This is a genomic window from Pseudonocardia benzenivorans CB1190, from assembly GCF_000196675.2.
GTDB lineage: Bacteria > Actinomycetota > Actinomycetes > Mycobacteriales > Pseudonocardiaceae > Pseudonocardia > Pseudonocardia benzenivorans.
On sequence record NC_015312.1, the window covers coordinates 297,026 to 318,811 of the forward strand.

21 protein-coding genes are annotated in these 21,786 nt (G+C 71.4%); 11 read left to right on the plus strand and 10 right to left on the minus strand.

Going from position 1 to position 21,786, the window contains the following annotated elements; translation table 11 throughout:
* Nucleotides 1-152 precede the first annotated feature (152 nt).
* Nucleotides 153-1,580: a rifampin monooxygenase gene (gene rox / locus PSED_RS01325; RefSeq protein WP_013672469.1), complete on the plus strand. Its 1,428-nt coding sequence runs from the start codon at nt 153-155 to the stop codon at nt 1,578-1,580.
* Between the two features lie 62 nt (nt 1,581-1,642).
* On the opposite strand, the gene PSED_RS01330 is transcribed toward rox, so the two are convergent.
* On the minus strand, nt 1,643-2,128 hold the full coding sequence (locus PSED_RS01330) for a carboxymuconolactone decarboxylase family protein (RefSeq protein WP_013672470.1): 486 nt from the start codon (nt 2,126-2,128) through the stop codon (nt 1,643-1,645).
* Nucleotides 2,129-2,228: 100 nt separating this feature from the next.
* Here PSED_RS01330 and PSED_RS01335 point away from each other — a divergent pair, with 100 nt between their 5' ends.
* Nucleotides 2,229-3,167 carry an RNA polymerase sigma-70 factor gene (locus PSED_RS01335; RefSeq protein WP_013672471.1) on the plus strand — a complete coding sequence of 313 codons (939 nt, stop codon included), beginning with the start codon at nt 2,229-2,231 and terminating at the stop codon, nt 3,165-3,167.
* 24 nt (nt 3,168-3,191) lie between these two features.
* On the opposite strand, the gene PSED_RS01340 is transcribed toward PSED_RS01335, so the two are convergent.
* Complete coding sequence (locus PSED_RS01340; protein WP_173400030.1) at nt 3,192-3,995, minus strand: MOSC domain-containing protein; 804 nt, start codon at nt 3,993-3,995, stop codon at nt 3,192-3,194.
* A gap of 152 nt (nt 3,996-4,147) precedes the next feature.
* Between PSED_RS01340 and PSED_RS01345 the strand changes: the two genes are divergently transcribed.
* Complete coding sequence (locus PSED_RS01345; RefSeq protein ID WP_013672473.1) at nt 4,148-5,266, plus strand: winged helix DNA-binding domain-containing protein; 1,119 nt, start codon at nt 4,148-4,150, stop codon at nt 5,264-5,266.
* Nucleotides 5,267-5,336: 70 nt separating this feature from the next.
* On the opposite strand, the gene PSED_RS01350 is transcribed toward PSED_RS01345, so the two are convergent.
* Nucleotides 5,337-6,959, minus strand: coding sequence for an ABC transporter substrate-binding protein (locus PSED_RS01350; protein ID WP_013672474.1), 1,623 nt, complete (start codon nt 6,957-6,959; stop codon nt 5,337-5,339).
* 542 nt (nt 6,960-7,501) lie between these two features.
* On the opposite strand from PSED_RS01350, the gene PSED_RS01355 reads away from it, so the two are divergent.
* Nucleotides 7,502-8,563, plus strand: coding sequence for a methyltransferase (locus PSED_RS01355; protein WP_013672475.1), 1,062 nt, complete (start codon nt 7,502-7,504; stop codon nt 8,561-8,563).
* Nucleotides 8,564-8,598: 35 nt separating this feature from the next.
* Here the strand turns inward: PSED_RS01355 and PSED_RS01360 are convergent, their stop codons facing one another.
* Genes PSED_RS01360 through PSED_RS01370 form a run of 3 tightly spaced genes read right to left on the minus strand, consistent with a single transcriptional unit; the run spans nt 8,599 to nt 11,569 of the window.
* Nucleotides 8,599-9,753, minus strand: coding sequence for a thiolase family protein (locus tag PSED_RS01360; RefSeq protein ID WP_013672476.1), 1,155 nt, complete (start codon nt 9,751-9,753; stop codon nt 8,599-8,601).
* Between the two features lie 29 nt (nt 9,754-9,782).
* Nucleotides 9,783-10,355: a carboxymuconolactone decarboxylase family protein gene (locus PSED_RS01365; protein WP_013672477.1), complete on the minus strand. Its 573-nt coding sequence runs from the start codon at nt 10,353-10,355 to the stop codon at nt 9,783-9,785.
* A complete protein-coding gene (locus PSED_RS01370; protein WP_013672478.1) occupies nt 10,355-11,569 on the minus strand; it encodes a CaiB/BaiF CoA transferase family protein in 1,215 nt (404 codons plus the stop codon). Before PSED_RS01370 ends, PSED_RS01365 begins: the two co-directional genes overlap by 1 nt.
* A 146-nt stretch (nt 11,570-11,715) precedes the next feature.
* Between PSED_RS01370 and PSED_RS01375 the strand changes: the two genes are divergently transcribed.
* Nucleotides 11,716-12,429, plus strand: coding sequence for an IclR family transcriptional regulator (locus tag PSED_RS01375; protein ID WP_143770318.1), 714 nt, complete (start codon nt 11,716-11,718; stop codon nt 12,427-12,429).
* Here the strand turns inward: PSED_RS01375 and PSED_RS01380 are convergent.
* From PSED_RS01380 to PSED_RS01390, 3 genes are read right to left on the minus strand one after another with little or no spacing between them, the layout of a single operon-like run.
* Nucleotides 12,426-13,226: a sugar phosphate isomerase/epimerase family protein gene (locus PSED_RS01380; RefSeq protein ID WP_013672480.1), complete on the minus strand. Its 801-nt coding sequence runs from the start codon at nt 13,224-13,226 to the stop codon at nt 12,426-12,428. The two genes, PSED_RS01375 and PSED_RS01380, sit on opposite strands and share 4 nt — an antisense overlap.
* A gap of 1 nt (nt 13,227) precedes the next feature.
* Nucleotides 13,228-14,295, minus strand: a complete 1,068-nt coding sequence (locus PSED_RS01385) for a YncE family protein (RefSeq protein WP_013672481.1) — start codon at nt 14,293-14,295, stop codon at nt 13,228-13,230.
* Entirely contained in the window at nt 14,292-14,582 is a 291-nt protein-coding gene (locus PSED_RS01390; protein ID WP_013672482.1) for a YciI family protein, read from the minus strand. The genes PSED_RS01385 and PSED_RS01390 overlap by 4 nt, the downstream gene beginning before the upstream one ends.
* A gap of 190 nt (nt 14,583-14,772) precedes the next feature.
* Between PSED_RS01390 and PSED_RS01395 the strand changes: the two genes are divergently transcribed.
* From PSED_RS01395 to PSED_RS01410, 4 genes are all read left to right on the plus strand, one after another.
* Complete coding sequence (locus PSED_RS01395) at nt 14,773-16,134, plus strand: LLM class flavin-dependent oxidoreductase (protein WP_013672483.1); 1,362 nt, start codon at nt 14,773-14,775, stop codon at nt 16,132-16,134.
* A 231-nt stretch (nt 16,135-16,365) separates the two neighbouring features.
* Nucleotides 16,366-18,702, plus strand: coding sequence for a molybdopterin cofactor-binding domain-containing protein (locus tag PSED_RS01400; RefSeq protein ID WP_013672484.1), 2,337 nt, complete (start codon nt 16,366-16,368; stop codon nt 18,700-18,702).
* A gap of 16 nt (nt 18,703-18,718) precedes the next feature.
* Nucleotides 18,719-19,189 (plus strand): (2Fe-2S)-binding protein, encoded by a 471-nt coding sequence (locus PSED_RS01405; RefSeq protein WP_013672485.1) that lies wholly within the window; start codon nt 18,719-18,721, stop codon nt 19,187-19,189.
* Nucleotides 19,186-19,467: a hypothetical protein gene (locus PSED_RS01410; RefSeq protein ID WP_143770320.1), complete on the plus strand. Its 282-nt coding sequence runs from the start codon at nt 19,186-19,188 to the stop codon at nt 19,465-19,467. The genes PSED_RS01405 and PSED_RS01410 overlap by 4 nt, the downstream gene beginning before the upstream one ends.
* Nucleotides 19,468-19,557: 90 nt before the next feature.
* Here PSED_RS01410 and PSED_RS01415 read toward each other — a convergent pair whose 3' ends face one another.
* Entirely contained in the window at nt 19,558-19,812 is a 255-nt protein-coding gene (locus PSED_RS01415) for a hypothetical protein (RefSeq protein WP_013672487.1), read from the minus strand.
* A 519-nt stretch (nt 19,813-20,331) separates the two neighbouring features.
* Between PSED_RS01415 and PSED_RS01420 the strand changes: the two genes are divergently transcribed.
* Both PSED_RS01420 and PSED_RS01425 read left to right on the plus strand, forming a co-directional pair.
* Nucleotides 20,332-21,102 carry a hypothetical protein gene (locus PSED_RS01420; protein ID WP_013672488.1) on the plus strand — a complete coding sequence of 257 codons (771 nt, stop codon included), beginning with the start codon at nt 20,332-20,334 and terminating at the stop codon, nt 21,100-21,102.
* 68 nt (nt 21,103-21,170) lie between these two features.
* Complete coding sequence (locus tag PSED_RS01425) at nt 21,171-21,785, plus strand: DUF6328 family protein (RefSeq protein ID WP_013672489.1); 615 nt, start codon at nt 21,171-21,173, stop codon at nt 21,783-21,785.
* Nucleotide 21,786 lies beyond the last annotated feature (1 nt).

Here is a 21,786-nt window from a genome sequence, read left to right on the forward strand (position 1 = left end):
AAACGGGAGGGGGCTCACGCCTCCTCCCGTATTCAACGTATAGCGCGTCGGGGGGCTTGCGGCAAGACCCCCGACGTGGTTCAGACTCGTCGCCCGACGTCGGGATATGCGCTGATCAGCAGCCATACCCGGCGTCGCGGAACGGGGGATTCGTGATCGACGTGATCGTCGCGGGCGGCGGGCCGACCGGGATGATGCTGGCGGGTGAGCTGAGGCTGCACGGGGTGCGCGTGCTCGTCGTGGAGAAGGAGCCGCAGCCGCCGCTGATGGTGCGGTCGCTGGGCCTGCACGTGCGCAGTATCGAGATCATGGACCAGCGCGGGCTGCTGGAGGTGTTCCTGGAGCACGGCACGACCTACCCGCTCACCGGCTTCTTCGCCGCGATCCCGGCGCCGGAGCCGCCGCAGCTGGACACCGCGCACGGCTACGTCCTCGGCATCCCGCAGCCGACGACCGACCGGTTGCTGGCCGAGCACGCCGCCGGGGCCGGGGCCGAGATCCGGCGCGGCGTGGCGGTCGTCGGGCTGAGCCAGGACGACGAGGGGGTGACCGTCGAGCTCTCCGACGGGACACGGGAGCGGGCGCGCTGGCTCGTCGGGTGCGACGGCGGCCGCAGCACGGTGCGCGCGCTGCTCGGCGTCGCGTTCCCGGGGCAGCCGAGCACCGTCGAGACGCTGCTGGGCGAGATGGAGGTCGGCGTGCCGCCGGAGGAGGTGGTCGAGGTCGTGACGCAGGTGCGCAGGACGCAGCTGCGGTTCGGCCTCGGCCCGGTCCACGACGGGGTGTACCGCGTCGTCGTGCCGGCGGGCGAAATGGCGGCGGACCGCTCGGTGCCGCCGACGATGGACGACTTCCGCGCGCAGCTGCGGGCCGTCGCCGGTACCGACTTCGGGGTGCACTCGCCGCGCTGGCTCTCGCGCTTCGGCAACGGGACCCGGCAGGCGGAGCACTACCGCGACGGCCGCGTGTTGCTGGCGGGCGACGCCGCGCACACCCACCCGCCGACCGGCGGTCAGGGGCTCAACATGGGCCTGCAGGACGCGTTCAACCTGGGCTGGAAGCTCGCCGCCGCGGTCGCGGGCTGGGCGCCCGACGGGCTGCTGGACACCTACGAGTCCGAGCGGCACCCGGTCGCGGCCGCCGTGCTGGACAACACCCGGGCGCAGATGGAGCTGATGTCCACCGAGCCCGGCGCGCGGGCGGTGCGCAGGCTCGTCGAGGAGCTGATGCGGTTCGAGGAGGTCAACCGGTACCTGACCGAGAAGATCACCGCGCTCGACGTCCGATACGCCGTCGGGGAGGGGCACGATCTGCTGGGCCGACGCCTGCGCGACCTGCAGCTGAAGCGCGGGCGGCTCTACAAGCTGACCCGGGCGGGCCGGGGCCTGCTGCTCGACGGGACCGGCGCGCTCTCCGTCGACGGGTGGGCCGGTCGCGTGGACCACGTCGTCGACGGGAGCGAGGAGCTCGACGTGCCGGCCGTGCTGCTGCGCCCCGACGGCCACGTGGTCTGGGTGGGCGACGACCAACGGGACCTCGATGACCACCTGCCCACCTGGTTCGGTGCGCCGGCCGCCTGAGGCACCGCGGGGCGGTCGGGTCCGCTGCCGCAGGCCGCGGCGGCGGACCCGATCCGCCCGGGTCAGCCCGCCATCGCCGCGAACATCCCGGGTTCGTAGGACCCCGCGGGGGTGCGGGCGATGACGTTGATCCGGTTCGCGGCGTTGATCAGCGCGACGAGGCAGACCAGCGCCGCGGCCTGCTCGTCGTCGTAGTGCTTGCGCACCAGGGCCCATGTGTCGTCGGAGACGCCCGTGTGGGCGTCGGCGAGCCGGGTGCCCTCCTCGGCGAAGGCCAGCGCGGCACGCTCGGCGTCGTCGAACACCGTCGCCTCGCGCCACGCGGCGACCAGGTGCAGCCGCTGGGCGGTCTCGCCGGCGGCCGCGGCGTCCTTGGTGTGCATGTCGGTGCAGAAGCCGCAGCCGTTGATCTGGCTGGCGCGCAACGACACCAGCTCCTGGGTCGACTTCGGCAGCGAGGAGTTGGCGATCACCAGCGAGGCGTTGGCGAAGCGCTTGCCGAACGCGGCGGCGGTCCGGTCGGCGAAGAGATCGATCCGGGGTTCCATGGTGTGGCCTCTCTCGTTGTCGTTCCTGACGCACACCAGATGCCGGCCGGGCCGCCCGCGTGACAGGTGCCGGGGGTGACACGCGTCACGTCACACCAGGGTGGGGTCCGGTGTCTCCTGGGCGACAGTCCACTCCGACCGGAGGGGGAGCCACGTGGAGCCCGACGCTGCGACCGCCGCATTCGTCGCGCATCGCAACCTGCTGTTCACCGTCGCCTACGAGATGCTCGGGTCGGCCGCCGACGCCGAGGACGTCCTGCAGGAGACGTGGTTGCGCTGGGTCGAGGTCGACCTCGCGACCGTGCACGACCAGCGGGCCTACCTCGTGCGGGTCACGACCCGGCAGGCCCTGAACCGCCTGCGCACCATGGGCCGTCGCAAGGAGTCCTACGTCGGGCCGTGGCTGCCGGAGCCGCTGCTCACCGCCCCCGACGTCGCCGAGGACGTCGAGCTGGCCGAGAGCGTCTCGATGGCGATGCTGCTCGTCCTGGAGACGCTCGCCCCCACCGAGCGCGCGGTGTTCGTGCTCCGCGAGGTGTTCGGGCTGGAGTACGACGAGATCGCCGACGCCGTCGGGAGGACCCCGGCGACGACCCGCCAGATCGCCCACCGGGCGCGGGCCCACGTGGCGGCGCGGCGCCCCCGCAGCGTGGTCTCCGAGGCGGAGACCCGTGACGCACTCGAGGCGTTCCGGCGGGCCGTCGAGACCGGCGACCTCCAGGGGCTGCTCGACCTCCTCGCCCCGGACGTCGTCCTGCTCGGCGACGGGGGCGGGATCAAGCAGGCCGTGCCGCGGCCGATCGTCGGCGCCGACAAGGTGGCCAGGCTGCTCATCGGCGGGCTCGCCCGGGTGGCCGGGGGCATCACGATGGAGCCCGTGCAGGCCAACGGCCGTCCCGCGCTGGTGGTGCGGCTCGATGGTGAGCTCGACAGCGTCGTCGCGGTGCGTATCGACGACGGCCGCGTCACCGGCCTCTACGCCGTGCGCAACCCGGAGAAGCTGTCGCACATGGACCGCGAGACGGCCCTGCGGCGCTGAGGCCCCGGCGGGCCGCGGTGGAGGTCAGCCCAGGGTGGCCTCGTCGCCGACGCGGATCGTGCCGCCCCGGACCACCTCGGCGTAGCAGCCGGCGCACGGCAGCGTCCCGAACCCGGGGACGTCGACGCGGTTGGCCGCGAGCAGGGCGCGCACCGCCTGCGGGGACCGGCCGAGGTCGCCGTGTTCGAGGGTCGGCACCGAGCAGCGGGGCGTCGGTAGCACCAGCCGCAGGACGACGTCGTCGCCGATCCGCAGCTCGCGGCCGAGCCAGGAGTTCTCGACGAACGGCGGCGTCCCAGGCGGGGTCTGCAGCACGAGGTTGGGCCGGTACCGGACGTGCTCGACGCCGATCTCGTCGAGCGTCGCGCTGGAGATGAGGTGCACCGGCGCGTAGTCGACGAACGTCGCCGCGGGGGAGCCCTGCCCGATCTCCAGCGTCTCCGCGTGCACGGCCGCCTCGACGCCCTCGGCGAGGACGTCCTCCGGGTCCGGACGTTCCACGGTCGCGCCGTCGGGGCGCTCGGTCGCGACGCGTACCACGCGTCCCAGCTCGGCGGAGAGCTTCTCGTCGACCCCGGCGGCCGTCGCGTCGAGCGCCCACCCGGACGGCGAGGTGATCACGACGCCGTCCCCGCGGACCGACGCCGTGTACTTCAGCAGGTGCCGCCACAGCCGCGGGTGCTTGGCAGTGGCGACGAGGCCGGTGTCCTGATCGATGACGGCAACCCTGCGGTCGCGGGACACGCCCGCCTCGTCCAGCCGCGCCTCCGTGACCTGCTCGCCGAGCATCGACTTCACGGGATAGCGCCACATCGTGGTGACCTGCATCCGATCACCGTCGGTCACCGGGTGGCGACTTGTCAAACGTACGACCGCCCGTCGCGCGCGCCGAGTCCCGGTTCCGATGATCGCGTCGGCCCCGGGCGATACGGTCGGATCATGCCGGGTCGTCCCTTCTCGCCCGTCGGGCGGCGCGCGTCGTGACCACGATCGACTCCGGCGGCAGGCTGTCCTCACGCGCGCTCAACCGCGCCGCGCTCGCCCGCCAGCTCCTGCTCGACCGCGCCGACATGCCGGTCCTCGACGCCGTCGCGCACCTCGGCGGCCTGCAGGCGCAGGAGCCGCAGGAGCCCTACATCGGGCTGTGGTCGCGGGTGCGTGCCTTCGACCCCGCGACGTTGTCCCGGCTGCTCCTGGACCGGCGCGTCGTGCGGACGACGCTGATGCGCCGCACCATCCATCTCGTCACCGCCGAGGACGCGCTGGGCTGGCGGGCGCGCCACGACGCGATGCTGCGCCAACGGATGCTCGGGGCATACCGGCGCGAGCTCGAGGGCATCGACCTCGACGAGCTCGCCGCGGCCGGCCGGGAGCTGACCGCCGACGGGCGGCCGCGGACGCAGTCGGAGATCGGCAGCGCGCTCGCGCGACGCCGGCCAGGGCCCGGCCCGCGCGTCCTGGGCGAGGCCGTCGCGTCGGTGCTGGTCCCGATGGTGCAGCTGCCCCCGCGCGGTCTCTGGCGCGAGTCCGCGGGCGTGCGGCACCTCCCGCTCGCCACGTGGCTGGGCCGGGAGCCGGACCCGCCCGCACCTGAGGGGACCGACCCCGTCGGGGAGCGGCTCGTCCGTCGGTACCTCGCGGCCTACGGGCCCGCGGCGTCGGCCGACCTGCGGGCCTGGTGCGGTCTGGCCGGGCTGCCCGCCGCCGTCGCGGCCGTCCGCGCCGAGCTGGTCTCCTTCCACGACGAGCGCGGCCGCGAGCTGCTCGACCTCCCCGACGCGCCGCGGCCCGATCCCGACACCCCGGCCCCCGTGCGGTTCCTGCCGGCCTTCGACAACGCGATCCTCGGCTACGACGACCGCAGCCGGATCGTCGACGACGCGCACCGCGGGCTCTCGGTCGCGGGGCAGCGTGTCGTCCTGGTCGATGGCCGGGTCGCGGCGACCTGGGCCGTCGAGGCGTCGACGGTCGTCGTGAACCCGTTGCGCCGCTTCACCCGCGCCGACCGGGCGGCCGTCGCCGAGGAGGCCGGGGCGGTCGCCGGGTTCCTGTCCGACGGCCAGAGCCGGCGGGTCCGGGTCGCGGCGTCACCGCGCTGACGACCCCGGGACGTGCGATGACCCCGCGCGGGCACGGGCCGCACGGGGTCATCGCTCGTCGAGCCGGATGTCAGCTGCTCTTCCACGTATCGGCGAACCAGAGCTCGCTCGACAGGTAGCGCTCGACTCCCTTCACGTTCGGCCGGGCGATGGCCGCCTTCGCGGCGCGGGCCATCCACAGCACGGGCAGGTCGGCGTTGATCAGCTCCTGCGCCTGCTGGTAGTCGCTCGCCCGCTCGGCCGGGTCGGACGTGCCGACGGCGTCGTCGAGCAGCGCGTCGACCTTCGGGTTCGAGTACTTCCCGTAGTTGTTGATACCGCCCGTGTGGAACTGGTTGAACATGAACGGGTACGGGTTCTCGTACGGTCCGCTGATCCACTGGACCATCTGGAACTGCCCGCCCTGCACGACGGTGGTGATCAGTGTCGAGATGTCGTCGGTGTGGACCGTCGCGTCGATGCCGACGGCCGCCAGCTGGGCCTGCATGAACTGGCCGTACTGGATGTTGACCGCCGACGTGCCCTCCTCGATCTCCACCGAGGGGTCGCCGCCGCTCGCCTTGTAGTCGGCGACGAGCTGTTTGGCCTTGTCCGGGTCGTACTTCGGATAGGCGTCGGCGGCCTTGGCGCTGTAGTTGGGGTCGCCGGGCGCGAACGCCGTCGTCGCCAGCGAGCCGACGTTGCCGTACTGCGTGGCGTTGAGCGCCTTCGGGTCGATGGCCATCGCCACGGCCTGCCGCATCCGCGGGTCGTCGAACGGCGCCTTGTGCATGTTGAGGTAGAAGAACTCGCCGTCGCCGCCCGGGCCGTAGTAGGTGCGCAGGTTCGGGTCGGCCGACGACCGCTGGACCTCCTGGAAGAAGCCGCCGATGTCGAGGTCGATGTCGCCGTTGACGACGGAGGCGTAGCGGGTGTCGGTGTCCGACAGCGGCCGGAACTGGATCGCGTCGAGGTACGGCTTGCCCTTCTGCCAGTAGTTCGGGAACCGCTTGACGTCGATCTTGTTGTTCGGGATCCAGTCGACGAACTGGAGCGGGCCGGCGCCGACGGGGTTGCGCCCGTAGTTCGCGCCCTCCTTCTGGATCGCCGTCGGTGACGCGATCGTGCCGAGGTTGCCCGAGGAGAACGGCAGTGCGAAGTCGACCGGGAAGGAGCCGACGGGCCGCTTCAGGTGGAAGGTCACCGTCAGGTCGTCGGTCGGGTCCATCGACGCGATGGGCTCGGTGTAGAGGTGGCCGAGCGCGGCGGGATTGGTGAGCTGCCGGTTGACGTTGAAGATCACCGCCTGCGAGTTGAACGGCGTCCCGTCCTGGAACGTGACGTTCGGTCGCAGCTTCAGCACCCAGGTCGTGCCCTGGTCCGGTGTGGTCATCGACTCCGCGAGGAACGGCTGTGGGTTGCCCGCCGCGTCCATCCGCAGCAGCGAGTCGTAGACGGCCGACGCGATCAGGTTGGAGCCGATCGTCGGGTCGAACGACCGCGCCTCGGTGTACATCCCGACGACCAGCGTGCCGCCCGGCGTCGGCGTGCCCTCGGTCTCCTTGTCCCCGCCGGTCGGGTGCGACACGTCGAGCCCGGCGTTGCCGGGTGCCTTCTCGGCGGTCGGGGAGCTGCCGCACGCGGCGAGCGCCAGCGCCGTCGCGACGGCCGCCGCGGCGAGCGCGACCGTCCTCGTTCTCCTGCGGACACGCACTGTGATCTCCTCGTCCGTGACGTCGTTGTACGGAACGGGGCCCGGTGAGCATTTCCCCGGGTCTTCGTCCGGAAATGCCGTGGGTCGGGGTCGGAACGTGTGCGCTCGGCGGCTCGACCGAATTGCGTTGCGCGTTGACCCGGTGAATGTGGCCGGGAAAACGATAACAGTGAGCGGGGCCACCCACAATGCGGAGCCGATCGAGCCCGAGACTTCGCCAAAGGGATGAAACGGTCGAAAGTGACTGCCATATCTGCAGGTGAGAGGACTGCTGCGCAGAACGGTGGGTCCCCGTGCAGCCAACGACAGGAATCCGTGCACGGATAGTCAGGTCCTTTGGCCGCCATCCTCCGGTCGCTCCACAATTGATGTTGCCGGATCTTCCCGGGAATATCCGGAACGCATTTATCTACGTGCGTCCGGGTGAAGACGGTGCCGCCGGCGCCCGGCGGGTCGGCGGCACCAGCGCGCGCCAGGACTTGCGTCCGGATCGCCCTGTTGCCGAGGATCGTCGCGGCGTCGACGCGCACCGGAGGTGGAGTGTGTCCGAAACCGTGTCCGACAGCCGAGCCGACGCCGCACGGCTCCTCGAGATCGTCAACAGCGCGTGGATGCCGCAGGCGTTGCGCGCCGCGGCCGAGCTGGGGGTGCCGGACCTGCTCGCCGACGGGCCGCGGACGGCGGCCGACGTGGCCGAGGCGACCGGGGCCCACGCCCCCTCCCTGCACCGGCTGCTCCGCGCCCTGGTGACGATCGACGTCCTCACCGAGGACGGCGAGGGCGGGTTCGCCCTCACACCGATGGGCGGGCTGTTGCGCGCCGACGTCGACGGCACCGTCCGGTCGTGGGCCATCTACCAGGGTCGCGACGTCTGGGACGAGTGGGGCCTGATGCCCGAGGCGGTCCGCACCGGGCGCAGCGGACGCGAGATCGCCCACGGTGCGGGCGGCTTCGCACCGTTGCGCGACGACCCACGCCGCGCCGCCACGTTCAACTCGGCCATGGCCGAGCTGACCCGGCTGTCGGCGCGGGCCGTCGTCGCGGGTCACGACTTCGGCCGCTACCGCCGCGTCGCCGACATCGGGGGCGGCTACGGCGAGCTGCTCGGCACGATCCTTCGCGCGCACCCGGGAAGCACCGGAATCCTGTTCGACCTCCCGCACGCCGTCGACGCCGCGGCGGGGCACCTCGACGGCATGGGCGTCCGCGACCGCTGCGAGATCGTGAGCGGGAGCTTCTTCGAGGAGGTCCCCACAGGAGCCGACCTGTACGTCCTCAAGAGCGTCCTGCACGACTGGGATGACGACCGCGCCGCGGAGATCCTCGCCGTGGTGCGCCGGGCCATCGGTCCGGGAGCGCGGCTGCTTCTCGTCGAGCGGCTGATGCCCGACCGCATGCGCGCGGTCCCCGAGCACCGGCTGCTCGCCCGCGCCGACATGAACATGCTGGTCGCGCACGCCGCCCCGGAGCGGACCGAGGGCCAGTGGCGGGCCCTGCTGGGGTCGGCCGGGTTCGACGTCGTCGCCGTCACCCCCATCCCCGGCGCCGCCACGGCGATCGAAGCCGTGCCCGCGGTGGGTGGCGTTACCGGCCACGTCCGGTAACGCCACCCACGGGCCGGTTCAGCCCGAGCGGGTGCTCACGCCGCGACGAGGAGGGTCGCGACGGACGTCGCGTAGTCCCCGCCCATCCAGCCACCGGAGTTGACCGACAGGGCGTGCCGGACGCCCTCGACCTGCCGTGGACCGGCCTCGCCGCGGACCTGGCGGCCGAGCTCGGCGAGCTGCGCGAGGCCCGTCGCACCGAGGGCGTGGCCGCGGCTGAGCAGCCCGCCGTCGGTGTTGACGGGCGCGTCGCCGTCGCGCCCGGTCCGGCCTTCCAGCACGGCGGCGGCACCCTTGCCGGGCTCGGCGATCCCGATCTGCTCGTACTGGACCATCTCCGCGTAGGCGCAGGCGTCGTGCAGCTGGAAGACGTCGATCTCCGACGGCGCGAGTCCGCTGCGCCGGTAGGCCTGCGCCGACGCCCGCTCGACGACGGAGTCGCCCTCGCGGTAGCTGACCAGCGTCGACACCGCGACGCGGACCCGGTCGCCGGGGCGGGCGGCGGTGAACACGAGGGCGGCGGCGCCGTCGGTCAGCGGGGAGCAGGTGAGCAGCTTCAGCGGGTCGGCCACGGGCCGGCTGGCCTCGACGTCGTCGCGTGTGATCGGGGCGCGGAACTGGGCGTGCGGGTTGTCGGCGGCGAACCCGCGGTTCTTGACGGCGATCGCGGCGAGTGCCTCGGTGATGTCGCCGTGGGCGGCGGCGTAGGCCCGCGCGGCGGCGGCGTAGGCGCCCATCATCACGGAGCCGCCCTCGACGTCCTCGCCGTCGCGGTTCAGGGAGAGGTCGGTGCCGGACTCGATCGCGGCGAAGGAGCGCTGCTTGTCGGCGTGGAACAGCTTTTCGGCGCCGACGGCGATCGCGACGTCGACCTGCCCGGACGCGACGGACAGCCAGGCCAGGTGGGCCGCGGAGCTGCCGGAGGCGCAGGCGTTCTCGGTGTTCAGGATCGGGATGCCTTCGAGCCCGGTGCCCTTGAGCGCGACCTGTCCACGGATCATCTCCTGCCCCGACAGCACACCGGCGGCTGCGTTGGAGAACACGGCGGACCCGACGTCGCCCGGCGTCAGACCGGCGTCGTCGAGCGCCGCCGTGACGGCCTCGGCGGCGAGCGAGCCGAGGGTGCGGTCAAGGTGCTTGCCGAACGGGGTGGTGGCGATGCCGGTCATGGCGACCTCGCGCAGGCTCACTGCTGTTTCTCCTTGTCGGGGGCGTGGCCTCAGGTCGACCCCTGTGAGTGGGGCCAGTCGGGCAGGTCGGCGTCCTTGACGACGCCGGTGGCGTTGAGGAACCCGGCGGCCATCCGGTAGAACCCGACGAGCACGACCAGCTCGACGCGTTGCACGTCGGTCCAGTCGTGGCCGAGCGCGGCCCAGGTGGCGTCGGAGACATCGACGGCGTCGAGGACCTCGTCGGCGGCGCGGAGGAGCGTCAGGTCGCGCGGCGACCACTCGTCCGACTCGGTCGCGACGCGCTCGATCTCCTTCTCGGTCAGGCCCGACTTCCCGCCGATCAGGACGTGCTGCGCCCACTCGTAGACGCAGCCGCACCGCCACGCCGTGCGCAGGACGACGAGTTCGCGCTCGCGGGCGGGCAGCTCGCCGCGGGTGAGGAAGAAGCCGCCGAGGACGTTGAACCGCTTCATCAATCGTGGGTGCCGGGCCATCGTCCGGAAGATCGCCAGCGGGACGCCGCGGTCGTCGCCCATCGTCTTGGCGAGCATCTCGGCGACCTCGGGCTCGGGATCGTCGACGGGTGTGACGCGGGGGTCGGCGGCGTGCGCGAACGGCATCAGCCGACCACCTTCGACTCGCGGAGCGCGGCGATCTCGGTGTCGTCGAGGCCGAGGCGGCTGCGCATGATCTCGTCGGTGTGCTCCCCGAGCGCGGGCAGCGAGGCGGGCTCCTGGCCGACGAGCGAGCTGGCCACCTTGATCGGGTTGCCGATCGTGCGCACGACGCCGAGGTCGCGGTTCGTGGTCTCCTGGCGCATCTGGCGAGCGAGGACCTGCGGGTCGTCGAGCAGGTCCTCCGTGGTGTTCACCGGGGCCGAGGGCACCTTCGCGGCCTGCAGCTCCGCGACGGCCTGGGAGCGCGTGCGCACACTCGTCCATCCCTCGATCGCGGGCCGCACGATCGACTCGTGTGCCTTGGAACGCATGTGCCCGGTGACCAGATCGGGATGGTCGACGAGGTCGGGACGGTCGATGCACGCGCACAGCGCCGCCCACTCGCGCGGATTGAGCACGGCGATGATCACGTATCCGTCGCTGGTGGCGAACGGCCCCCACGGCGACTGCAGCGCGTACTGGCCACGACCCATCGACTCACCGAGGTGCTCCTGGTAGGCCATCGGCAGATCGTTCATGAGCAGGGAGGCGTCGAACATCCCGATGTCGACACGAGTGCCCTCGCCGGTGCGGTCGCGGTCGCGCAGCGCGACGAGCGTGCCGGCGAACGCGCAGGTCCCGGAGAAGATGTCCGACATGGCGAAGCCCATCCAGGCCGGTGGACGGTCCTTCTCACCCGCGAGATGGGTGAGCCCGGCCATCGCCTCGGCGATGATCGCGTAGGCCGGCCGGTCCCGGTACGGGCTCGGAAGAACGTCGTCGTGTCCGAAGCCGCTGATCGACGTGTAGACGAGTCGCGGATTGAGCTCCTGCAGCCGCTCCCACGGGAACCCGAGCCGGGCGAGGACGCCCGGCCGGAAGTTCTCCACGAGCACGTCGGCCTGGCTGATCAGCTCGGCGAGGATCTTCTTGCCGCGCTCGGACTTGAGGTCCAGCTCGATGCTCTTCTTCCCGCGGGTGAACCGCAGGATGTTGAGGTTGGTGGAGCCGCCGGGGCCATGGAGCTCGTAGCCGGCCCTTCGGTAGGTCTCCCCTCCGATCGGCTCGACCTTGATCACCTCGGCGCCGAAGTCGGCGAGCATCATGCTCGTCACGGCGCCGCTGACGATCTGGGTCAGGTCGACGACCGTCACGCCGTCCAGTGCGCGTCCTGCCACGAATCCCCCGCTCCTAGTTCCCACGCTCACTGGATGAGAACTACGCTTGCCAGATGGAAATACGGTAGGAACGAGTCGGACGTCAGTCAAGGCCAGGTCGGCCAGTAGGCTCGCACGTGATCGGAAGGGGAGTGGCGGTGCGCTCGATGCAGCGGGTGGTCGCGATCCTCGAGGCCGTCGCCGCATCCCGCGGGCCCGCCACCGCGGCCCGGGTCAGCGCCGGGACCGAGCTCTCCATCTCGACGGTCTCGCGGATCATGCGTGATCTCGCCGAGGAGCAGATGCTCGACCGTCTGGACGACGGCTCGTATCTGCTCGGGTCGCGCATGTTCAAGCTGGTCCGCGACGCCCGGGAGGGCGGCGACGCGATGGCCACGATCCACCGGGTGCTCGCCGAGCTGCGCGACCGGACGGGCGAGACGGCGTCGCTGCACGTTCGTCGTGACGACACCCGCGTGTGCATCGCGTCGGTCGACAGCCGCCACGAGCTACGCCGGGTCGTGCCGGTCGGCGACGCGATCCCACTGGTGGGCACCGCCACCGGGCACGTCCTCATGGCCGAGCTGTCCGCCGCCGAGCAGACCGCGCTGATCGACCGGGCGCGGGCGACCTCGTCGCGGGTCGAGCTGTTGGGCCGGCTGCGCGAGGCCGCCGAGAACGGCTGGGCCGTGCAGGCCGACGGGCTGATCTCCGGCGTCACCGGGGTCGCGGCGCCGGTCCGGGTAAGTGGGCGGATCGTCGCGGCCGTGACCCTCTCCGGCCCGACGACGCGGATGCCGACCGAGGTCGTCGAGAAGATCCTGCCCGACCTCGAGGAGGCGGCGCGCCGGATCGAGCCGTGGGTGCGGGAGCCGTCCTAACCGGCGAGTGCGGCCCGCCCACCCGCGGCGGCCCGGCCGGCCGCCTCGGAGAGCGGCAGCGCGTTGTGGTCGCGCGACAGCACCTCCACCGCGAGCGGCGCGTCGATGCCCAGGCGGTCGAGCTCGATCAGCCAGCTGTGCAGGTCGATCACCCCGTCCCCGGGAGTGAGGCGGAACTCCAGAGCGTCCTCGACCGGATCGGGCCGTGGCGTGGCGAGCATGTCGTTGAGCTGCACCGACACCACCAGGTGGGCGTAGGGCTCGAGGTCTTCCGGGCCGACGCCCGCTCGGTGCACGTGGTAGGCGTCGAGCACGATCCCGGCGTTCGACGCACCCGACGCCGTGATCAGGGCGGCGGCGGCCGCGGGTGTCGACACCGGCGAGTTGGCGCGCGGCTCGAAGCCGACGGTCAGCCCGTGCTCGGCGGCCCGCGCGCACATGCCGGCGAAGCGCTCCGCGAGCCGGGGTTCTTCCACAGCGGCGAGCTGGATCGTCGTCACCTGGCGGCAGCCGAGTGCGTCGGCCAGCGCGAAGACGGCCTCCTCGTCGTCACGGCCGCCGGAGTCCCAGCCCTTGAGCGGCTCGATCTCCGGCGCGGGGAAACCGCCGAGGGCGGCGACGACGGCGTCGATCCCCGCCGCGACCACCTCGGCGGGCGCGAGCGCGAGACCGGTGAAACCGGCCGCCTCGGCGGCGCGGACCCTGTCGCGCAACGAGTGTCGCGGTGGCTTGCTCATGTGTTCGCCGGTCAGCGTGAAGTAGCTGGCGACGAGGTCGGTGCGGTCGAGAAGGCCCACGTCATTCTGCCTTTGCGGGCACGAGCGCCATACCGTGCGTCCCGCCGAAGCCCGGCCCGATGTTGTTGTCGAGCGTCGCGACGACCTCGTACGTCGTCAGGTCGACGACGCTCACCGAGCCGGTCTTGAGGTTGGCGACGAACGCCGTGTTCCCGTCGGCGGAGAACCGCGTGGTGAACGGCAGCTCGTCGACCTCGACCGCCGCGAGCAGTGTCATCGAGTCCGGATCGACGACGTTGACCCGGCCGCTGACCGGCCCCGGCGGGCTGTCGGGGGAGGGGAACAGGAACTCGGTGACGACGACGCGCCCGTCCGGCGCCACCCGCAGCGCGGACACGTACTCGTCGAAGTCGAGCCGGCCGACGACCTCGTCGGTCGCGGTGTCGATCTTCAGCAGCCGCGGGGTCGGGGTGCCGGGCGGCGGGGCGGCCTTGTTGAGCTGGCCCTGCGAGACGTTGATGACCAGGCTCATCATCGGCGTGGCGACGAACGCGAACCGGCCGTCGGGGGAGCAGTCGATCTCCTCCGCGCCGCCGGGCGAGGCGATCTCGGTGAGCTGCCGACGTTCCCGGAGGTCGGCGACCGAGATGACCGGCGCTTCCTTGTGCGCCACATAGGCCTTCGACCCGTCCGGCGTGATCGCCATCCAGTGCGCGTTGCGGGCCTGCAGCGGGATGTTGGCGACGACCTGCCGGCTCGCGGCGTCGAGCACGACGATGCCGTTGCCGCCGTCACCGGTCTCGACGCCGGTGTAGATGAGGTCGGCCGCCGGGTCGAACTCGACGTCGTGTGGCGCCTCGTACGGGCTGATGTCGATGATGTCGACGACCTTGCGTGCGTCGACGTCGATCACCGAGATCTCGTGCGCCTTCGGCTTGCCCTCGTTGTACGCGCCGGCCCGGTAGGTGTGGGCGAGATAGGCGAGTCGGCGGCCGGCGTCGAAGGCCATCTCGTGCGGCTGGGCGACGAGGCCCTCGACCGTCTCGAGCTTCTCGAGTGTCGAGGCATCGAAGAAGTCCAGCGTGCAACCGAACTGGCTGCACACCAGCAGGACGTCGCTGCGGCTCACGCCGGCACCTCCAGGTTCAGCGCCGGGTCTGCGAGACCGGCCGTGAACTGGACCAGCTCGTAGGTGGCGGTGCCGTCGACGACGAACGGGTCGCCGTCGAAGATCGTGCGGGCAGCGGCCTCGTCCTGTCCGTGGGCCACGATCACGCCACCGGGCGCGCCGATGCGCGGACCGGAGAACAGGAACCGGTGCGCGTCGACGTTCTCCTGCACGAAGGACTTGTGGGCCGCGAACAGCGGGCCGTCCCGGTCGATCTCGCGGTGGTACGTCAGCAGGCACACGAACATGGCGGTCGTCCTCGATCCGTCCGGCGGGTACCGGCCCGATCATTCCCCCGGGCCGTCGGTCACGTCCAGGGTTCGGCGGCTTCCAATTCTCACTTGATGGTTGTTACGCTCACTCAGCGACTCGTGATTGTGGCGAATCGAACAGGACGATCGAGGGGCCGACGACGACGCGGCCGGAGAAGGAGGAGGCGTGTCCGCAGGCCGCGCCAAGGAGATCCGCTTCAACGCGCTCGAGCAGGGCAACCCGAGCTTCCAGTCGTTCGGGCTGTGGGCCCACCCGCGCGACAAGGCGGTCGACTACACGTCGATCCGGTACTGGGCCGAGTACGCGCAGCTGTTGGAGCGCGGCCTGTTCGACAACCTCTTCATCGCCGACGTCTACGGCATGCCCGACGTCTACCGCGGCAACGCCGACGGCGCGCTGCGCAACGGCTCGCAGGCCCCGAGCGTCGACCCCGCTGTCCTGCTCCCCGGCATGGCCGCCGTCACCGAGAACCTCTGCTTCACCATGACGGGCAGTGCCACCTACGAGCGCCCGTACCAGTTCGCGCGCCGGCTCTCCACGCTCGACCACCTGCTCGAGGGCCGGCTGGGCTGGAACATCGTCACCAGCTACCTGGGCAGCGGCGCCCGCGCGATGGGTCTCGACGGATTGATCCCGCACGATCGCCGCTACGACATGGCCGACGAGTTCTGCGACGGCGTCTACCGGCTGTGGGAGGAGTCCTGGGGCGAGGGCTCGCTGCCCAAGGACAAGGCCACCCGCGTCTACGCCGACCCGTCGAGGATCCGCCGCATCGACTTCGACGGAGAGTTCCACCGCTTCAGCGCCATCCACGCCGTCGAGCCGTCGCCGCAGCGCACGCCCGTGCTGTTCCAGGCCGGTGGCTCGACGCGCGGCCGGCAGTTCGCCGCCACCCACGCCGAGGGCATCTACCTCAACGGCACGACGATCGACATCGTCCGCGACAAGATCGCCGTGGTGACCAAGGAGCTGGAGGCCACCGGCCGCCCGCGCGACTCGGTCAAGTTCTTCGCCGGCGTCTCGGTGTTCGTCGACGAGACCGAGGAGCTCGCCCGCGCCCGCTACAACGACTACCTGAAGTACTCGTCGTTCGAGGGCCTGATCTCGACGATGTCGGGCCTCATGGGCATCGACCTGTCGGAGTACCCCGTCGACAAGCCGATCGAGTACGAGGAGAACGACTCCAACCGCTCCGCGCTGGAGATGTTCACCCGCGGCAACAAGTGGACGGTCCGCCAGGTCCTCGAGGAGAAGGCCCTGTGCGGCACCAACATGGCGCTGATCGGCAGCCCCACCCAGATCGCCGACGAGCTCATCCGCTGGATGGACGAGACCGACCTCGACGGCTTCAACATCGCGCGCATCGTGGCGCACGAGACCTACGAGAACTTCATCGACATGGTCGTCCCGGTCCTGCAGGAGCGCGGCCGGTACAAGACCGAGTACACGCCGGGCACGTTCCGCGAGAAGCTCTTCGGCACGTCCCGCATCCCGGAGACGCACCGGGCCGGTTCGTTCCGCCGCTGATCCGCTCACAGCTCACTCGGTCGGGTGGACTTGGGCCCGCGGTTGTCCTCTGGCCGAGACATCTTGCGGATGCAAACGTAGGGCCTGACCCGCGGATGTGCTGTGTGTACCGCTGAGTAACCAACATTTCGGTGGCGATCCGTCACGTCACCGTCGAATCCCGTCCTCGTTGTCGGGCTCGTACCCGGTCACCCCCCCTCGACCGGGTCGTCCCCAGAGCAGAGGACACGCATGGCCCACCACAGACTCGCGTCACCGCCCAAGGAGACCGGACTGCACCGGTCGGTCGGACGGCGGAAGTTCCTCGGCTACCTGATCGCCGCCCCCACGCTCGTCGTCGCCGCCGAGCTCGCCAGGGAGCAGGTGTTCGGTGCCTCCGAGGCGTTCGCGACGATCCCCTCCCCGCCGCAGACGCCGGAGGCCTACGACCTCCTCGACGCCCTCCGCGACGCCGCACGCCCGACCGCGAACCTGATCCGCGTCGAGGTCAACAAGGACGGCACCGTCTCCTTCGCGCTGCCCCGCTCGGACAACGGGCAGGGCATCATCACGTCGACCCAGATGATCATCGCGGAGGAGATGGACCTCGACGTCGACCAGGTGCAGGTCACCCTGGCCGACGCCCGTCCCGAGCTGCTGTTCAACCAGATCACCGGCGGGTCCAGCACCACCTTCACGACGTACACGCCGATCCGGGTCGCGGCGGCGCTGGCCAAGGGCCGGCTCCTGGAGGCCGGCGCCCAGCTGCTCGCGCAGGACGTTCGGACCGTCACCGCGCGCAAGGGGCTGGTCCTCGGCTCCGGCGGCCGGTCGATCCCGTTCTCGGCGCTCGCCGAGAAGGCCGCCAGCTCGACGACGCAGCAGGTCGAGGTGGTCCTCAAGGCACGCGAGTCGTTCACGGTCATCGGCAAGGCGCAGAACAAGACCGACGCGCGCGACATCGTCACCGGACGGAAGGTCTTCGCTACCGACCTGCAGATCCCCGACGCGCTCCCGACCGTCATCTGCCGCGCGCCGGACCTCAACGGCACGCCCGGCGATGTCGACAACATCGACGACGTCCGCTCGATGCCGGGCGTCACCGACGTCGAGCCGGTGTCGACGGGCGTCGCCGTCCGGGCACGCACCTTCGGCCAGGCCATCGACGCCGTCAACGCGCTGAAGGTGAGCTGGAAGCGGGGGACCGTCGCGGGCGAGAACGACGACTCGGTACTGAAGCGGGTCAAGGCGGCGGAGCTGCCGATGGCCGTGCCGGCCGGCGTCGGCCGGACTATCGACCGCTCCTTCACGTTCTACTTCGCGAGCAGCAGCTCGCTGGAGACGAACTGCTGCATCGCCGACGTCCGCAAGGACCGGGCCGAGCTCTGGGGTCCGATGAAGAACCCGATCGCCGCGCAGGGTGACGTCGCCAAGATCTGCGGGCTGCCGGTCGGCGCCGTGACGATGCACGTGACGCAGGGCGGCGGGTCGTTCGGCCGCAAGCTGTTCTACGACGCCGCGCTCGAGGCGGCCGAGTGCTCCAAGGCGTTCGGCAAGCCCGTGAAGCTCATGTGGACCCGCGCCGACGACTCCCGCCAGGGCCGCGTGCACCCGATGTCGACGGGCCGGGTCCGGGCGCAGATCAACGGCGACTCGGTGGTCAGCTACGAGCAGCGGCACACGAGCGTCGCGACGCAGATCAACCCCGGTCTGGGCGAACCCGTGTCGGCCGCCGCGGTCAAGGCCCCGCTGGGGAACCTGACGCTCTCGGAGAGCATCTTCGAGCTCACGCAGGTGACGCCGTACGAGTTCGGGGTGTCGACGCGGTTCCTCAACGAGGTCGACATGCGGTTCAACACGACCTCCATGCGCAACATCTACTCGCCCAACGTGGCCACCGCCCGCGAGGTCATGGTCGACCAGATCGCCGACGCGATGGGCAAGGACCCCTACGAGTTCCGGCGCGGCTTCCTCAAGACCGACCGGCTTCGGGCGGCGCTCGACGCCGTCGCCAAGAAGGGCCGGTGGGGCCGGTCGATGCCGAAGGGCACGGCGCAGGGGCTCGGCATCCACACCGAGTACAAGGGCGTGACGGCCGCGCTCGTCGAGATCGACTGCCGGCCCGACACGGTGAACCGGCCGATCCGCGAGGGCGTGACCGGGCCTCGCGTCACGAAGGTGACCTTCGCCGTCGACGTCGGTCTCGTGATCAACCCCAAGGGCCTCGAGGCGCAGATGATGGGCGGCATCAACGACGCCCTCGCGCTGATCCTCACCTCCAGCCTGCACCTCGACGACGGACACTTCGTCGAGGCCAGCTGGGACAACTACTTCTACACGCGGCAGTGGAACACCCCGCCGGACCTCGACATCATCATCCTGGACTCCGAGGCCGACGAGCCCGGCGGCGCGGGTGAGTTCGGGCTGGCGGCCACGTGCGGCGCGATCGCGAACGCCTACGCGCGGGCGACCGGGACGGTGCCGGAGTACTTCCCGATCAACCACAAGGACCCGTTCCCGTTCGAGCCCAAGCCGACGGTCCCGCCGATCCCCGAGTCGCCGACCGACGGCCTCGACCACACCTACTGACCCGACCGGGAGCGCCATGTCCACGCACACCTTCACGCTCAACGGCGAGCGCGTCACGGTCGACGTCGAGGACGACGTCCGGCTGCTCTGGGTCATCCGCGACATCCTCGGGGTGACCGGGCCGAAGTACGGCTGCGGGATCAACGTCTGCAAGGCCTGTACCAGCCACATCAACGGCAAGGCCTTCAACCCCTGCTCGGTGCCGGTCGGCGCGATCTCGGCCGACGACGAGGTCACGACGATCGAGGGTCTCGCCGACGGGGACACGCTGCACCCGATGCAGGAGGCCTGGATCGACCGCGACGTCCCCCAGTGCGGGTACTGCCAGCCGGGCCAGATCATGGCGGCGGTCGCCAAGGTCAACCAGTGCAAGGCCGAGGGCCGAGACGTCGACGACGACGCCATCGAGGAGATCCGCAACATCTGCCGTTGCGGCACCTACAACCGCATCCGCGAGGCCATCAAGGCCGGCGCGGAGAACATGTGAGGCACCCCGTGAAGAAGGTGATCATCGCCGCGCTGGCGCTCGGCGGCGTGGTACTGCCCGCCGGCACCGCATTCGCCGACGAGCAGCCCCCGAGCGACGCGTCCCAGGCCCTCAGCGCCGTCGGCGCGACGGGCGGAGCAGCCGCCGACTCGTTCGTCGACGCGGCGAACGGCAACGGCCCGACCGGCGCCGACGGTACCGAGTCCGAGGTCCCGGCCCCGTCGTTCAACTGGCTCGTGGGCCCGGCGAGCGGCCTGCTCGACGGCCCGTTCGACTGACGCCTCCCCGACGTCTGCGCGACGGGGCCCGCCCCCCGACGGACGAGCGCCCCGGACCCTGCGTGGGTCCGGGGCGCTCGTCGTGGGAGGTCAGTTGTAGGCGTGGTGGCTGCCGTAGGACGAGGAGTGGTCGTAGTTGTCGTGGCAGCCCTTGTCGTAGGAGTCGTGGCAGTGGGAGTCGCTGTAGGAGGACTTGTCGCAGTAGTCGTCGTCGTAGCGGCCGTTGTCCCAGCAGTGCGAGTACTTGTCGTCCCAGTTGTGGTGCTTGTCGGACCAGTTGTCGTCGCAGTGCTTGCCGTAGTCGTCGTTGTGGTGCTTGCTGGTGCTGCAGTGGGACTTGAACATTTCGGGCCTCGTCTCGGTGGGGTTCGTGCGCCGGGTTCGTGCGGTGGGGTTCGTGCTGTGGGGGGTGTTTCCGTGTTGAGGAGAACTCTGCCGTCGCGGAGGCCTCGCGACGATCGAGTGCGCCCCCGTTCCGAGGGGGAGAACCCCACTTCTGCAGCGGGGCCGCGTCGGCGGACGGTGTCCACCAGCAGCAGACGAGACACGAACCGAGCGTAGGACCGTCACCAGACGCATATCGGCGAAACCGGACGCGCCTACCGCGTCCGGGCCAGCTGATCTCCCACGTCAGCGGGTCCGTAGCGACGGGAACGACGCGACGAACGGCTCTGCACCGGACCCCCGCGGGTCCGGTCCGCACGCGATGACGACGACATCTCCCGCATGGGCGCGAAGGTCGAGATCGCAACGGTCGGAGAACTGTTCCTCGTACGGGCGCCGATGTGGGAACGCTGAGAATCATGGAGCACGAGCCTCGTCCCGTGGTGTCATGAACGGCCACGCGGGCGAGGTGAGGTGCGCATGCCGGATGGGGGAGTCGGTGGCCACGGGCACGGCCATGGTGGGCCGCCCTGGATACATGAGGGGCGCGGCGGGGGCCTGCCGGACTGGACGGGGCTCGACCTGCACTGGTTGCTCGGGCCGGCGGCGCTCGTCGCGACGGTGCTCCTCGCCACGCTGGTGTATCTGCTGGTCAGGTCCCTGGTCTCCTGGTTCTCGGCAGCGCGGGCGCGTGACGACGGCCGGGCCCGCTGGGATGCGGCCGTCGCCCGGTACGACGAGACGGCTCGTGCGTACGCCGCGTTCGAGTGCGACCCGGGCGAGGTGCTCACCAGGCCCGCGCTCTGCGACGTCTCGTGGCCCGCGACGGCACGCTTCGTCGACGCCTTCGCCGAGGCGACCGCGCTGCGCACCGAGTCGTGGCCGGGCCCGGCCGCGGCGGCCGAGTTCGTCCGGGCCGCGGGCGCGGCGGAACGGGCGTGGACCGCGGCGCAGGACGCGGCGGAACGGGCGCGGTGGGCCCGGTTCCGGCCGGGTGAGCGGGCGTTGCTCGGCCAGGCCCTGCGGCTCCTGACGACGGCCCGGGAGTCGCCGTTCGAGGAGGAGCGGCGGACCGCCTACCGGCGCGTCGCGCAGCGGCTCGCGGAGCTGGAGCGGCGCACCGGCTTCGCCGTGCCGCGGCCGGTCGTCGCGGCGCTGGAGGTCCGCGGGCGGCCGATGCTCGCGGACGGCGGGCGGCACCGTCGGGAGGACCGCGCAACCGGCGAGGCGCCGCTGCCCGCGATGCAGTGACCTGTCACTCGTTCGTGTGAGCCGTGACGGAACGGGTACGTACCTCCTCGTCGATCGAGGAGGAGTGGATGACCGTGCCCGGGGACGAGGCCTGGAACACGCGACATCGTTCCGAGGGCCCGCTCAACCGGGCCGACCGGAACTTCGCGGAGCTGCTGCAGGAACTGCGCGTCGTGTTCGCCGGTGTGCCGATCCTGTTCGGGTTCCTGCTGACGCTGTCGTTCTCGGAGCGGTTCCGCAGTCTCGACGACGTCCAGCACGGGCTGTTCGTCGCGACCCTCGGCTGCGCGGCCATGTCGGCGACGCTGATCATCGCGCCCGTGGCCGCACACCGGGTGGCCTTCCAGCAGAACCGCAAGCGCGAGCTGGTCCGGTTGGGCCACCGGATGGTCATCGCCGGCCTCGCGGCGTTCGCGCTGACGTTGTGCTGCGGGGTGATGCTCGTCCTCGACATGGCGCTGGGCAGGGTGCCCGCCGTCGCCGGGGCCGGTGCGCTCGTCCTGATCACCCTCGTGCTGTGGATCGCGGTCCCGCTGCGGCTGCGGCACCCGTCACGGGCCCGACCGCGGCTGCCGGAGCCGGGTTCGCGTCGGTGGCAGCCGTCCGACGCGTGGTCGCGCAGCGGCGCCCGGCGCGAGGTCGCCGGACGGGTCGGGGTCGCGGAGCGCGGCGTCGCGGACTGAC

Excerpts from the sequence above, each read along its gene's own strand:
- PSED_RS01420 (WP_013672488.1), top strand. The coding sequence starts at position 20,332 with ATGCCGGATGGGGGAGTCGGTGGCCACGGGCACGGCCATGGTGGGCCG.
- PSED_RS01330 (WP_013672470.1), bottom strand. The coding sequence starts at position 2,128 with ATGGAACCCCGGATCGATCTCTTCGCCGACCGGACCGCCGCCGCGTTC.
- PSED_RS01390 (WP_013672482.1), bottom strand. The coding sequence starts at position 14,582 with ATGTTCGTGTGCCTGCTGACGTACCACCGCGAGATCGACCGGGACGGC.
- PSED_RS01415 (WP_013672487.1), bottom strand. The coding sequence starts at position 19,812 with ATGTTCAAGTCCCACTGCAGCACCAGCAAGCACCACAACGACGACTAC.
- PSED_RS01365 (WP_013672477.1), bottom strand. The coding sequence starts at position 10,355 with ATGCCGTTCGCGCACGCCGCCGACCCCCGCGTCACACCCGTCGACGAT.
- PSED_RS01400 (WP_013672484.1), top strand. The coding sequence starts at position 16,366 with ATGGCCCACCACAGACTCGCGTCACCGCCCAAGGAGACCGGACTGCAC.
- PSED_RS01340 (WP_173400030.1), bottom strand. The coding sequence starts at position 3,995 with ATGCAGGTCACCACGATGTGGCGCTATCCCGTGAAGTCGATGCTCGGC.
- PSED_RS01425 (WP_013672489.1), top strand. The coding sequence starts at position 21,171 with ATGACCGTGCCCGGGGACGAGGCCTGGAACACGCGACATCGTTCCGAG.
- PSED_RS01375 (WP_143770318.1), top strand. The coding sequence starts at position 11,716 with ATGCAGCGGGTGGTCGCGATCCTCGAGGCCGTCGCCGCATCCCGCGGG.
- PSED_RS01405 (WP_013672485.1), top strand. The coding sequence starts at position 18,719 with ATGTCCACGCACACCTTCACGCTCAACGGCGAGCGCGTCACGGTCGAC.